The sequence below is a fragment of the Streptomyces sp. NPDC058741 genome (assembly GCF_042746715.1).
Taxonomy (GTDB): Bacteria; Actinomycetota; Actinomycetes; order Streptomycetales; family Streptomycetaceae; genus Streptomyces.
The window spans coordinates 1-14,086 of sequence record NZ_JBHYQH010000079.1; the positions used below are offsets into that span (position 1 = coordinate 1).

Sequence of the window (14,086 nt, forward strand, 5' to 3'; positions counted from 1 at the left end):
TCGACGCACGTGGACTGGTCGGCCGGGGCCGTGGAACTGCTGACCGAGGCCAGGCGGTGGAGCACACCCGACGGCCGGCCCCGCAGGGCGGGCGTCTCCAGCTTCGGCGCCAGCGGCACCAACGCGCACCTGATCCTCGAGCAGGCACCCGCGCGGGAGACGGCCTCCGGCGCCGCCGGTGAGCCGCCCGGCAGTACGGGCGGGCCGGTCCCGTGGGTGCTGTCGGCGCGGTCGGAGCAGGCGCTGCGGGCGCAAGCGCGCAAGCTGCACGATCTCGCCGCCGCCGACGCGGACCTGGACATCGCCGACACCGGCTGGTCGCTGGTGTCGAGCCGGACGCGGTTCGAGCACCGGGCGGTGGTGCTCGGCCACGACCGGGACGAGTTGCGACGCGCTCTGGCCGCGCTGAGCGACGGCACGGAGTCCGCCGCGGTGGTGCGCGGTGCCGCCGGGGAACTCGGCTCGACCGTCTTCATGTTCCCCGGCCAGGGCTCGCCGTGGGCCGGTGCGGCGCGGACGCTGTACGACACCTTCCCCGACTTCGCGCGGAGCCTCGACGAGATCTGCGCACGCTTCGACGCGCACCTCCCCTTCGCCCTGAGGCCGCTGCTCCTCGCCGACGAGCCCGCCGAAGCCGGTCGTACGGACATCGCGCAGCCGGCGCTGTTCACCCTGCAGGTCAGCCTGTACCGGGTGCTGGCGCGGTACCTCCCGCGGCCCGACCACCTCATCGGCCACTCCGTCGGCGAGATCGCCGCCGCCCACGTCTCCGGAGTCCTCGACCTGGACACCGCGGCCAGGCTGGTGGCCGCGCGCGGACGGACCATGCAGACGGTCACCGAGCCCGGCGCCATGCTGGCCGTACGCGCCACGGAGGCCGTGGTGCGCACGCTGCTCGGCGCGTACGACCGCGTCGGCATCGCCGCCGTCAACGGCCCGGAGTCGGTCGTGGTCTCGGGTCTGCGCGACCAGGTCCACGCCATCCGCGACCGGCTCGCCGCCGACGGCACGCCGGTGAAGCCGCTGTCGGTCGACCACGCGTTCCACTCCCCGCTCATGGACCCGGTCCTGGGGGAGTTCGCACAAGCGCTCGGCGAGTTCACCGCGGGCGAGATGACCGTCCCGATCGTCTCCACCAGACTGGGCCGCGAGGTCACGCCGCGGGAGCTGACGTCCGCCGGGTACTGGGTGAACCACATCCGTGAACCCGTGCGCTTCCACGACGCGGTGGAGTGCGCGCGTGCGGCCGGCGGACGGGTCTTCCTCGAGGTCGGGCCGGGAGCCGCGCTCGCGAGCATCACCAAGGAGGCCTTCGCCGGCGGGGGCGTCGACGACACGGTGGTCCTGTCGGCGTCGCGGCGGGACCGCACCGGGCCGCGGGCGCTGATCGGCGCGCTGGCGGAGTTGCACGTCCGGGGCGGATCCGTGGACTTCGGCGCCCTGTTCGGGACGCGCCGGCGGGTGGACCTCCCGACGTACGCGTTCCAGCGGCAGCGGTACTGGCTGGACTTCCTGTCCGGCACGGTGCCGGCGGACGTCTCCTCCGCCGGCCTGTCGGCCCCCGGGCACCCGCTCCTCGGCGCCGTCGTCGACCACCCCGGCACCGGCGAGGTGGTGTTCACCGGCCTGTGGTCCGTGCGGGCCCACGGCTGGCTGGCCGATCACGCCGTGTTCGGCGCGGTCGTCGTGCCGGCGACGGCCTACCTGGACCTGGCGCTGTCGGTGGGCCGCCACGTCGGGTGCGCCGCGGTCGGGGAGCTCACCCTGGAAGTCCCCCTGGTCCTGCCCGACGCGGGCGACGTGCGGGTACGGGTCGTCGTCGGCGCGGCGGACGAGACGGGACGCCGCTCCCTGGACGTGTACTCGGGCCCCGGCGACGACGGCCCGGCGGCGGGCGGCTGGACCCGCCACGCCAGGGGGAACCTGGCACCGGGCACACCGCACACGGCCACCTGGGCGGCCGACCCGCGCCCGCCCGTCGTCCGGCCGCCGGCCGGGGCCCGGAGACTCGACTTCGACGGTCTCTACGGCTCCTTCGCGGACGCGGGTTTCGACTACGGTCCGGCCTTCCGCGGACTGCGGGAGGTCTGGCGGCACGGGGACGACGTCTATGCCCTCGCCACCCTGCCGGACACCGCCGAAGGCCCGGCCGGCGGCGGGTTCGCACTGCATCCGGCACTCATGGACGCCGTCCTGCACGCGGTGGTGGTCGGCGGTGTCATCGAGGTCACGGGCGAGCGGGGCTGGATGCCCTTCTCCTGGTCCGGCGTGGACCTGGCCGGGCGGTGCGGCCCGACGGTGCGGGTCCGCCTCTCCCCGGCCGGTGAAGGCGCCGTGTCGGTGGCGGTCGCCGACGAGCACGGCCGCAAGATCGCCCACGTCGAGGCGCTGACGTTCCGGCCGGTGAGCGCGGAGCAGATGCGCGCGGCGCGCGGCGGCCGGGAGCGGTCCCTGTACGAGACCAGGTGGCGCCCGGCCGAGGAGAACGGGCGGACACCCCACCGGGGGCGGTGGTGCGCCCTCGGCACGAGGGGCGGCCTGGCCTCCCGGCTCTCCGCGGCGGGCGACGGGAGCGTCCTGTGCTCCACGTCCATGGACGGGGTCCTCTCGGGGGAGGCACCCCGGCACCTCGTCCTGTGCCCGGACGACTTCGCCGACGCCGGGACCGATCCGCTCACCGCGGTCGGCGACACCGACAAGCGCGTCCTGGACTGGGTCCAGCGGTTCCTCGCCGAGGAACGCCTCGCCCGGTCCACGCTGGTGGTGCTCACCCGCCTGGCCGTCGACACCGGTACGGGCGAACGCGTCGAAAGCCTCCCCGGCGCGTCCGTGTGGGGCCTGATCCGGTCCGCCCAGACCGAGCATCCCGGCAGGTTCCGGCTCGTGGACATCGACGACGAGGACACGTCCTGGGCGTGCTTCCCCGACGTGCTCGCCGCCGGCGAGGACCAACTGGCGCTGCGCGACGGCGCGTACCTCGTCCCCCGGCTGGCAGCGGCCACACCCGTCGACCACCGGATCGAACCGCCGCCGCCCGGCGCCCACCGCCTGGGCCTGCCGAGCAGGGGGACGCTGGAGAACCTGACCTGGGTGGCGTGCCCCGAGGTGGAGGCGCCCCTGACGAGCGGTCAGGTCCGTATCGCCGTGCAGGCCGCGGGGGTCAACTTCCGGGACGTCACCGTCGCGCTGGGGCTGATCGACCGAACGGCCATCGACGACGGGCTCGGCAGTGAGGGCGCCGGAGTCGTGCTGGACGTGGCGGACGACGTGACGGACCTGGCGCCGGGCGACCGGGTGACCGGCATCTTCACCGGCGCCTTCGGCCGCACGGCCGTCGCGGACCACCGCATGCTCGTGCCCGTCCCCGACGGCTGGAGCCACGCCGAGGCGGCGTCCGTACCGTGCGCCTTCCTCACCGCCTACCACGCGCTCTTCCGGGTGGCGAAGCTCGAGAAGGGGCAGCGCATCCTCATCCACGCGGCGGCAGGCGGCGTCGGGATGGCCGCCGTCCGACTGGCCAGGCACGCCGGCGCCGAGGTCTACGCGACCGCGAGTCCCGCCAAGTGGCCCGTCCTGCGCGGCCTGGGAGTGGACGAGACGCACCTGGCGTCGTCCCGCGATCTGACGTTCGCGGAGACGTTCCTCGACGCGTCGGACGGCCGCGGTGTGGACGTCGTGCTGAACTCCCTCGCGCACACCTTCGTCGACGCCTCGCTCACACTGCTGCCCCGAGGCGGCCACTTCGTCGAGATGGGCAAGACGGACATTCGCGACCCCCGTCAGGTCGCGGCCGACCACCCCGGAGTCGACTACGAGGCCTTCGACCTCTACGAGGCGGGCCCGGACGCGATCCAGGAGATGTTCCGGGCCGTCATGGACCTGTTCGCCGACGGGCGGGTGCAGCTGAACCCGGTCTCCCTGAGCGACATCCGCGACGCGCGCCGCACGTTCCGCGACATGAGCCGGGGCCGCCACGTCGGCAAGCTGGTCCTCGAGGTGGGCGGCGGCTTCGGCGGGGGCACCGTGCTGGTCACCGGCGGGACCGGGGGAGTGGGGTCCCTCGTGGCCCGGCACCTCGTCGCCGGGCACGGCGTGCGGAGTCTGCTGCTGGCGAGCCGTCGCGGACCGGCCGCCGAAGGGGTCGGCGAACTGGTCGCCGAGCTGGAGGGGGCAGGAGCGGCGGTACGGGTCGCCCCGTGCGACGTCGCGGACCGGGACGCCGTGGCGGACCTGCTCGCGGACCTGCCCGGCCGGTACCCGCTGACCGCGGTCGTGCACGCCGCGGGCGTGCTCGCGGACGGCACCGTCGAGTCGCTGACCGCCCGCGGCGTCGAGGACGTGCTGCGCGCCAAGGCCGGCGGTGCGGTCAACCTGCACGAGCTGACCCGGGACCGCCCCCTGTCGGCGTTCATCCAGTTCTCCGCCCTCGCGGGCACGCTCGGCAACGCGGGACAGGCCAACTACGCCGCGGCGAACGCCTTCCTGGACGGTCTGGCGGCGCAGCGCAGGGCGGCCGGCCTGGCCGGCACCTCGCTGTGCTGGGGCTGGTGGGAGCAGAGCAGCTGCATGACCGGGGAACTGGACCGGGCCGACCTGTCCCGGCTGCGGAGGACGGGCGTCGCCGCGATGCCGACACCCGAGGCACTGGCCCTCTTCGACGCGGCGTGCGCGAGCGGCAAGCCCGTCCTCGTCCCGGCCCGGCTGGACCTCGCCGCGCTGCGGCGCGAGACCGCCGACGAGCCGCCGCTGCTCCTGCGCGACCTCGCCGAGGGCGGTCGTCCGCGCCGGAACGGGGCGAGCACGGTCGAGCACGCCGGCCCGGCCGGACTGTCCGCCCGGCTGGCCGCCCTGCCGGCGGACGAGGCGCGGACCGTCGTCGTGGACTGGGTCCGCGAGCAGGCCGCCATCGTGCTCGGACACCCGTCCGACGCGGCCGTCGACGTCGACCAGGCGTTCACCCACCTCGGATTCGACTCGCTGACCGCGGTCGAACTCTGCAACCGCTTCGCCGCCCCGACCGGGCTGCGCCTGCCGTCCACCCTCGTCTTCAGCTACCCGACACCCCGCGAGCTGGCCGAGCACCTGCTCGGCCTGCTGCGCGAGGCACCGGACACGGGCGCGGCCGAGGACGCCGAGGACGCCGAGGACGCGCGCGTCCGGGAGGCGCTGCGCACCGTCCCGATCGGCAGGCTGCGCGGCGCGGGCCTGCTGGAGCTGGTGCTGGCCTGCGCCGACCCGGCACGGCCGGGCGGCGACGGTCGGCCGGCGGACAAGGGCACCGGCGCGGACCCGCTGTCGGACATGGACCTGGAAGCACTGGTCGACCTGGCCCTGGAGGAGAAGAGGTGAGCGGCATGATCAACTCCGCCGACCGCACGGCGGACGGCGCGGACCGGGTCCAGCGCGCGCTGCGCACGCTGCTGGAGGAACGCGACCGCCTCCGGCAGGAGAACGACGCCCTGAAGGCCGGCCGCGGCGAGCCCATCGCCGTGGTGGCCATGGCGTGCCGCTACCCGGGAGGCGTGTCCTCGCCCGAGGACCTGTGGGACGTGCTGCGCGACGGCCGCGACGTCATCGGCGGGTTCCCCGAGGACCGTGGCTGGCGGGACGTGTACGACCCGGATCCCGACACCTCCGGCACCTCGTACACGCACCAGGGAGGGTTCCTGGCCGACGTGGCCGGTTTTGACGCGGACTTCTTCGGTATCAGTCCGCGTGAGGCGCTGGCGGTCGATCCCCACCACCGCCTGCTGCTGGAGACGTCGTGGGAGGCCTTCGAGCGGGCCGGCATCGTTCCCGCCGACGTGCGCGGGACGGACGTCGGCGTCTTCTCCGGGGTGAGCTCGTCCGAGTACGGGTGGCGTTTCCTGGAGGGCGGCCAGAGGGAGCTGGAGGGCTACCTGCTGTACGGCAGCGCGCTGAGCGTCGCGTCGGGCCGGGTGGCGTACGAACTGGGGCTGACCGGGCCCGCGGTGTCGGTGGACACGGCGTGCTCCTCGTCGCTGGTGGCCCTGCACATGGCGGTGAGGTCACTGCGTTCGGGGGAGTGCTCGCTCGCGCTGGCGGGCGGGGCGCTGGTGATGTCGACGCCCGCGATGTTCGTGGAGTTCTCCCGGCAGCGCGCTCTGTCGGCCGACGGCCGGTGCAAGGCCTTCGCGGACGGAGCCGACGGGACCGGCTGGGCCGAGGGGGTGGGTGTGCTGCTGCTCGAGCGGCTGTCCGACGCCCGCCGGGCGGGCCACCCGGTGCTGGCCGTCGTACGCGGCAGCGCGGTGAACCAGGACGGGGCCAGCAACGGCCTGACCGCTCCCAACGGCCGCGCCCAGGAGAAGGTGATCCGCAAGGCCCTGGAGAACGCGGGGGTCGCGTCCGCCGAGGTCGACCTGGTGGAGGGCCACGGCACCGGAACCGCGCTGGGGGACCCCGTCGAGGCGGGCGCTGTGCTGGCCACGTACGGGCAGGGCCGGGCCGCGGGAAGGCCGCTCTGGCTGGGGTCCCTGAAGTCGAACATGGGGCACGCCCAGGCCGCCGCCGGGGTCGGCGGCGTCATCAAGGCCGTGCTGGCCATGCGCCACGGCCACCTGCCGAAGACCCTGCACGTGGGCGAGCCGTCGCGACACGTGGACTGGTCCTCCGGCGCGGTCGAGGTCCTGGCGGAGGGCCGTGGGTGGCCCCGGGCGGACGGCCCGCGGCGGGCCGGGGTGTCCTCGTTCGGAGTCAGCGGCACCAACGCGCACGTGATCCTGGAGGAGGCACCGCCGCAGGAACAGGCGCGCGAACCGGGCCCGGACGCGGGCGTCGCCGGCGGCCTGGTGCCCTGGGTGCTGTCGGGCAGGAGCCCGAAGGCCCTGCGGCAGCAGGCGGGCAGACTGCGCGAGCGCGCCGCCGCCGACGCGGACCTGGACCTCGCCGATGCCGGCTGGTCGCTGGTGTCGGGCCGGTCGCGGTTCGAGCACCGCGCGGTGGTCCTGGGCCGTGACCGTGACGAACTGCTGGCGGGCCTGGCGGCGTTGAGCACCGGCGCGGAGTCCCCCGCGGTGGTGCGCGGTGCCGCCGGGAACCTCGGTGGCGTCGCCTTCGTGTTCCCGGGGCAGGGCTCGCAGTGGGTCGGCATGGGCCGGGAGCTGTACGACGCCTTCCCCGTCTTCGCGCAGAGCCTCGACGCGTGCGCGGCCGCACTGGCCGAGTGGACGGACTGGTCGCTGCTCGATGTGATCCAGGGCGCGGCGGGGGCGCCGGCCCTGGACCGGGTGGACGTGGTGCAGCCGGCGCTGTTCGCGGTGATGGTGTCCACGGCCGCCCTGTGGCGCTCCTGGGGCGTGGAACCGGCCGCGGTGGTGGGCCACAGCCAGGGCGAGATAGCCGCCGCGTACGTGTGCGGCGCGCTCTCCCTGAGGGACGCCACCAAGATCGTGGCGCTGCGCAGCAAGGCTCTGGTGGATCTGATCGGTCACGGCGGCATGGCGTCGGTCGCGGAGTCCGAGGACGTCGTGGCCCGGCGGCTGGAGCCGTGGAGCGGCCGGGTGAGCGTCGCCGTGGTCAACGGCCCCCGCTCCGTGGTGGTCTCCGGCGAACCGGACGCACTCGACGAGTTCGTCGAGAAGATGAAGGCCGACGGCGCCCAGGCCCGGCGCATATCCGTCGACTACGCCTCCCATTCCCACCAGGTGACCCGGGTCCGCGCGAAGGTGACCGGCGCGCTCCTCGACGTGAGTCCGGCATCCTCGGACCTGCCCTTCTACTCGACCCTGTACGGCGAGACCATCGACACCGCGGAACTGAACGGCGCGTACTGGTACGACAACCTGCGGGAGAAGGTCCGCTTCGCATCGTCCCTCCGGCGGCTGGCCGAGGACGGCTTCCGGGTGTTCGTCGAGATGAGCCCGCACCCCGTGCTGACCGTCCCGGTGCAGGAGATGGTCGAGGACGTGGACGGCGCGCTGGTCCTGTCGTCGTCGCGGCGGGACCGGGGCGAGGTGGAGGCCGTGCTCGGCTCGCTGGCCGGGTTCCACGTCCGGGGCGGATCCGTGGACTTCGGCGCCCTGTTCGGGACGCGCCGCCGGGTGGATCTCCCCACGTACGCGTTCCAGCGGCGCCGGTACTGGCTCGAGCCCTCGCACACGGCGCCGGTGGCGGAGGTGCCCCCGGCGGAGCCGGACGCGGGCGAGGACCACCTCGTCCCCCTCTCCGAGAGGCTCTCCGCCCTGTCCGGCGACGAAGCGGCGACGCTCGTCCTCGACCACGTCCTCGAGAAGGTCGCCGTCGTCCTCGGGCACTCCTGCGCCGGGTCCGTCGACCCCGACCAGGAATTCAAGGAGCTCGGGTTCGACTCGCTGCTGTCGGTGGAGCTCAGCAAACGCCTGTCCGCGTCGACCGGGCTCAGACTGAGGGCGAATCTGGTGCTCCGGCATCCGTCACCACGACGGATCGCCGAGCACATCACCTCCCTGACGGCCCAGCGCGGTCCGCGGTGAACGCGCCGCGCCCCGGGCGCCGTTCGGCGCCGTAGGACCGTCCCGCCGGCGGGACACCACAGTTTGGCGACTGCTCGTCCCGCCGGGCACCCGGTCGTCTTGAGCGGCCGCCCCACGTCCCCGAGGGTGGGGGTGATCTGCGAAATCCCCGATTCCCGGGCCTGTCTGCTGAGGGGTTGATCTGTGTGCGTACGTTCGGTACGTCGTCTGCGCATCAAGGAATGTGGCGAGCGCAGCACATGGCTCCCGACACGCCGAACCATGCGCTGACCATGTGGGACGTGGACGGCGATCTGGACGCGGCGATCATGGAATCCGCGTTCCTGCACGTGATGGACGAGGCGGAGGTCCTGCGCGTCACCTTCGTCGACGACGGCGGCGGGCTGCGACTGGTACCCCGGGACCTGGGGGACTGGCGGCCGTTCCTCCTCGACCTCAGCGCCGAGGCCGATCCCGAGCAGGCGGCGCGCGAGGCCATGGCCGACATGGTGCGCAAGCCCTTCGACCTGGAACGGGACCTGCTGTTCCGGCTGGGCGTGGTCAGACTCGCCGCGACCCGCTCCCTCCTGGTGATCGCCTACCACCACCTCGTATCGGACGGCTTCGGCGCGGGCGGCCTGCTGTCGAAGCGCCTCGCCGAGGTGTACACGGCGCTGGTAGGGCGCGAGGAGGTCCCCGAGCTGCCGCAGCCGTGGGATGCCGAGTCGTTCGCGTCCGAGGCGGTGGAGTACCTCGCCTCCCCGAAGTTCACCGAGGACACGGACTTCTGGCGCGCGTACCTGACGGACGCGCCCGCGCCCGCGCAGGTTCCGCGCGTGGCCCTGTCCGACTCGGCGCGCTCCGCGCTCTCCGAGCCGATGAGCGGCGCCGACCGCTGGTCGGAGGTGGCCGAGGCCATCGGCATGGCGAGCCGGACGCTGACCGTTCCGCGCGCCGAGGCGGACGCGTGGACCGCGACCGCGCAGTCCATGGGCCTGTGGATGTCGCAGATGCTGACCGCGGCCGCGGCGGTGTTCCTCCGGCACCGCTGCGACCGCCCCGAGTTCCTCCTCTCGCTGGCCGTCGGCAACCGCATCGGGGTGGCGAGCAGGACGCCCGGCCTGGCGGTGAACGTGGTCCCGGTGCGCGTACGGGTTCCGCTCGGCGCGACCTTCACCGAGATCGCCGACGCGATCGTCGACGAGACCTACGACGTCTTCGACCACACCGCCTGCCACTACTCGGACATCCAGCGCGCGAGCGGCACCGTCCTGAACGGGCGCGGCAGCTACGGCGCCGTCGTCAACGTCGTCGAGTTCGCCGAGCAGCTCCGCTTCGCCGGCAGCCCGGCGCGCTACTCCGGCGCGACGACCGGCACCTTCGACGAACTGTCGATCGGCGTCTACACCGACGGCAGCGCCGCCGGCGACCTGTTCATCCGGCTCGACGCCCCCGCGACCCTGTACTCCCGCGCGGAGCTGCGCTTCATCGGCGAGGAGCTGATCGCGTACATCCGTGCCGTGACGGCCGCCGGCGAGCAGCCGGTCGGCGCCCTCGACGTGGTGACGGGCGCCGAGCGGGACCGGGTGCTGACGGCGCCGAACGGCACCGACGCGCCGCTGCCCGGGCTGACGGTTCCCGAGCTGTTCGCCCGGCAGGTGGAGCGGGATCCGGGTGCCGTCGCCGTGATCTGCGGCGACACGCCGGTCTCCTACCGGGAGCTGGACGAACGGTCCGGCCGGCTGGCCGTGGCGCTGCGCCGCCGTGACGTCGGCCCCGAGACGGTCGTCGCGGTGGCGCTGCCCCGGTCGGTGGACCTGGCCGTCGCCCTGCTGGCCGTGGCGAAGGCCGGCGGCGCCGCCCTGCCCCTCGACCCGGCGGTGCCGGCCGGCGCCGTCCCGGCCGGTGTCCTGCTCACCGACGCCTGCACGGCCGGCACGCTCCCGCCCGGCCCGGGCGTGCCGGTGCTGCTGCTGGACGACCTGCGCGCCGACCCCGACGACGACGGCTCCCCGGGGCCCGGGGCCGCCGTCCCGACGCACCCGGACAACCTGGTGGCCGTCCTGCACGGCACCGGGCCGGACGGTGCCGCCAGGCCGGTCGCCGTGACGCACCGGAACCTGGAGCGGTTCGTCCTGGACCGCCGGTGCCGGGACGCCGGCCGCGGCACCGTGCTGTGGCACGCGCCGCTCACCTGCGACGCGCTCGCCCTGGAGGTGTGGACGCCCCTGCTCAACGGCGGCCGGGTGGTCGTGGCACCCGAAGGAGCGCCGGGCACCGACGCGCCGGCCGGCCTGCGGGGGGCCCACGACATCACCACGCTGTGGCTCCCCGCCGCCCGGTTCGCCGCCCTCGCGGCCGCGGACCCGGAGCGTCTCGCCGGGCTGCGCGAGGTGTGGACCGGCAACGGCCGGGTGTCCCCGGCCGCGCTGCGCCGGGTCCGCGAGGCATGTCCCGAGCTGACGGTCGTCACCGGACACGGCCCGGCGGAGACGACCGTCCTCGCCGCCTGCCACCGCCTGCCCGCCGGTGAACCCGTCCGTCACGCGGGCGCCGCCGGCCGCCCCGTGGACCACACCGCGCTGTACGTCCTGGGCCCCGGTCTCGCCCCGGTCCCCGTCGACGTGGCCGGCGAACTCTACGTGGCCGGCCCGGGCGTGGCCCGCGGCTACCCCGGGCGGGCGGCGGCGACCGCGGAACGCTTCGTGCCCTGCCCGTTCGGCCCGGCCGGCACCGTCATGTACCGGACCGGGGACCGCGCGCGGTGGACCGCCGACGGCCGGCTCGCCCACGTCGGCCGCGCCGGCACGGCGGCGGACGTACGGGGTGTCCGCGTCGACCCGGCCGAGGCCGAGGAGGCCCTGTCCGAGCACCCCGGGCTGGCCCAGGCCGTGGTGGCCCTCAAGGAGGACGGCTCCGGGCAGCGGCGCCTGGTGGCCTACGCCGTCCCGGTGGCCGGCGCGGCCGTGCCCGCCGAGGAACTGCGCCGCTTCGCCGCGGACCGGCTGCCGGAGTCCGCGGTACCGGCGGCGTTCACCGTCCTGGACGGCCTGCCGCTCACCGCGGGCGGCCGGGTCGACCGGGCCGCGCTGCCGCGGCCCGCGTTCGACGACGAGAGCTACCGGGCACCGCGCGACGAGACCGAGCGCTTCCTCGCCGAGGCCTTCGCCGAGGTGCTGGAAGTGGACCGGGTCGGCATCGACGACGACTTCTTCGACCTCGGCGGCAACTCGCTGCGGGCGATCAGGCTGGTCGGCCTGATCCGGGCGGAGCTGAACCAGGAGGTGTCCATCCGCAGGCTCTTCGCGGCCCGCACCGTCCTCGGGCTGTCGGAGATGTGGAAGGACCTCGGCCGCTCCAGCCGGCCGGCCCTGCGCAGGCGGACGAAGGAGGGCGCGGTCCTCTGAGCGTCTGTTCCTGAGGCTGCCATGACAGCGCTGCGGTGGTGAGGGGCCGGTGAACGGCTCGTTGGATCCGGCCGCCCGGCGGCCTGACCCGTGGGCGGGCGGACGGCGGCGAGCCGGTTTCCCGATGCGACGAGCACGATCACGATGCCGAACGCCGCGCTGCGGCTGCTGCGCTGCGGAGTGGCAGGCGGTTCGGCGGACGAAGCCGGCGGTATCGCGGCGGGGACGCGCTGCGTTGTGGACCTGGCGGGGTCCTGTGCGGGCCTTCCGGGGCCGACAGAGTGTGAGCGGCGTGCGGGGCGGCCTCGGGCCTGGCCCCGGAAGGGAGGGTGGGGGTGGTGATCGCGCGAGGGCCGCCGGGACCATACGGTCGGACGTCACCCCGGCCGTCATGTTCGCCGCCCTCACCGGCGTCGCCCTCACCTCGGGAAAGCCCGGGGAGCGCGAGCAGGCCGAACGCCTCCTCGACCTCACCCTCGACGGACTCAGGTACGGCACGGCGGACTGATGCCACCCCGGACGTGCCGACGGGCTCACACACCGCGGAACGGAACACCGCGTCGGGACGCGCTCCCGGCTCCAGCCGTTCACCGCAGCCCCCGCGCACTCGCTCCTCGGCCCGCCCGACGTCCTCGGACGGACACCACACCGGCGTAGAGCCCGAGACCGCCCACCAGACCGGTTCGGGAACAGGCACCGAGCACCGCCCAGCGGGCACGCGCCGTCGCTCCGCCGTGCGGAGCACGGGAACCACCGGTGCGTCGACCTCGGCCCTGCCGTCCGGGGCCGGCCCGCGCGTACCGGCCGCCGCGAACCTCCGGCCCGGCACGAGGCCGCGCCCCCGCTCGCCCCGGACGTCGGCGTGTGCGCGGCGACGGGCACGCGGACGCCCGCGAGGCGCTGCACGCCGGTCCGGTCGGGGGCTCTTCCGGAGCGCCCCCGGGCGGTGCGGACGGGCGCCCGGTCAGGGCGAGGCGGTCCCGGAGAGGAGCCCCTCGGTGACGGTCTCGGCGATGTCCCGGAGGTGGTCGAAAAGGTAGAAGTGACCGCCCGGGAAGACCTTCACCGTGACGTCCCCGCGGCTGTGCGCCCGCCAGGTCCCGGCCTCCTCCACCGTCACCATCGGGTCGCTGTCCCCGACCAGCACGGTCATCGCGGCGGTGAGCGGCTCGCCCTCGCGCCACTCGTACCGGCCGAGCGCCCGGTAGTCGGCCCGCAGCGCCGGCAGCGCCATCTCCATGATGTCCGGGTCGTCCAGCATCGACTGGTCGGTGCCGCCCAGCCCGCGCACCTCCGCGAGCACGTCATCGTCGTCGTAGCGCCCGAAGTGGGCGGTGCTGTGCGCGTCCGGCGCGCCCCGCCCGGACAGGAACAGCCGCTGCGGGCCCCGCTGCGGGCCCCGGGCGAGCAACCGGGCCGTCTCGAACGCGACGAGCGAGCCCATGCTGTGGCCGAACAGGGCGTACGGCCGCCCCGGATCCGCGTCCAGCACCCGCGCCAGTTCCTCGGCCGCCGCCTCGGCGAGCAGGGTCAGATCCGTGAAGGGCGCCTCCAGGTACCGGTCCTGACGGCCCGGATACTGCACGCACACCACGTCGAACTCCGCGGGCAGCGCCTGGGCCAGGTTCCGGTACACCGTCGCGGAACCCCCCGCGTGCGGAAAGCACACGAGCAGCGGCCCGTTGCCCGGGATGGTGAAGCGCCGGAACCACGTACTGTTCACCGTCGGTGCGTCCCTTCGTCTGTTCCGTCCGGCCCGCGGGAAACGGCCCGCCGGCGCCCTCGGGGGATGTGGGGCGCCGACGGGCGGTCCGTCGCCCCATGAGGGCTCACGCCCGTCACCGGAGCTCACGCCGAGCCTCCCGCCCCCTCCTCGACGGGAGGTCGCGGGGTGGTGGAGAGGACCGCTCGAGCCCCCGTCGGGCGGCCGCACGAGCGGCTCTCCACCCGTGCCGCATAGTCTCCGGCGAGGTGCACGACCCGCACCGCGACGCGTGTCCGCCGACGTGTCTGCCTGCGCTTGCGGACCAGCCAGCCCCGACAGGAGCCGACACAGGAATGTCCGTGGTAGCAACTCCCCCCGACGTGCCAGGAAAGCGTGACAAGCAAGTCCGGCGCCTGGACCGGGTGGTCATCAGGTTCGCGGGGGACTCGGGTGACGGTATGCAGCTCACCGGTGACCGGTTCACCTCGGAGACCGCGTCGTTCGGCAACGACTTGTCGACG

At 74.8% G+C, this 14,086-nt stretch carries 4 protein-coding genes and 1 pseudogene; 4 read left to right on the forward strand and 1 reads right to left on the reverse strand.

Going from position 1 to position 14,086, the window contains the following annotated elements:
• Positions 1-9 precede the first annotated feature (9 nt).
• From ACFW6P_RS31545 to ACFW6P_RS31560, 4 genes and pseudogenes are all read left to right on the forward strand, one after another.
• Positions 10-5,349 (forward strand): SDR family NAD(P)-dependent oxidoreductase, encoded by a 5,340-nt coding sequence (locus ACFW6P_RS31545; protein WP_386425686.1) that lies wholly within the window; start codon positions 10-12, stop codon positions 5,347-5,349.
• A 5-nt stretch (positions 5,350-5,354) separates the two neighbouring features.
• Positions 5,355-8,474 (forward strand): type I polyketide synthase, encoded by a 3,120-nt coding sequence (locus ACFW6P_RS31550; protein ID WP_386359605.1) that lies wholly within the window; start codon positions 5,355-5,357, stop codon positions 8,472-8,474.
• Positions 8,475-8,659: 185 nt separating this feature from the next.
• Positions 8,660-11,860, forward strand: a complete 3,201-nt coding sequence (locus ACFW6P_RS31555; protein WP_386359603.1) for an AMP-binding protein — start codon at positions 8,660-8,662, stop codon at positions 11,858-11,860.
• A 340-nt stretch (positions 11,861-12,200) separates the two neighbouring features.
• Positions 12,201-12,368 (forward strand): annotated as a pseudogene (locus tag ACFW6P_RS31560) (TetR/AcrR family transcriptional regulator); the annotation flags it as partial.
• A 456-nt stretch (positions 12,369-12,824) separates the two neighbouring features.
• On the opposite strand, the gene ACFW6P_RS31565 reads toward ACFW6P_RS31560, so the two are convergent.
• Positions 12,825-13,583: a thioesterase II family protein gene (locus ACFW6P_RS31565; protein WP_386359602.1), complete on the reverse strand. Its 759-nt coding sequence runs from the start codon at positions 13,581-13,583 to the stop codon at positions 12,825-12,827.
• Between the last annotated feature and the right edge of the window lie 503 nt (positions 13,584-14,086).

Coding starts and splice junctions, on each gene's coding strand:
- ACFW6P_RS31550 (WP_386359605.1), top strand. CDS start 5,355: ATGATCAACTCCGCCGACCGCACGGCGGACGGCGCGGACCGGGTCCAG.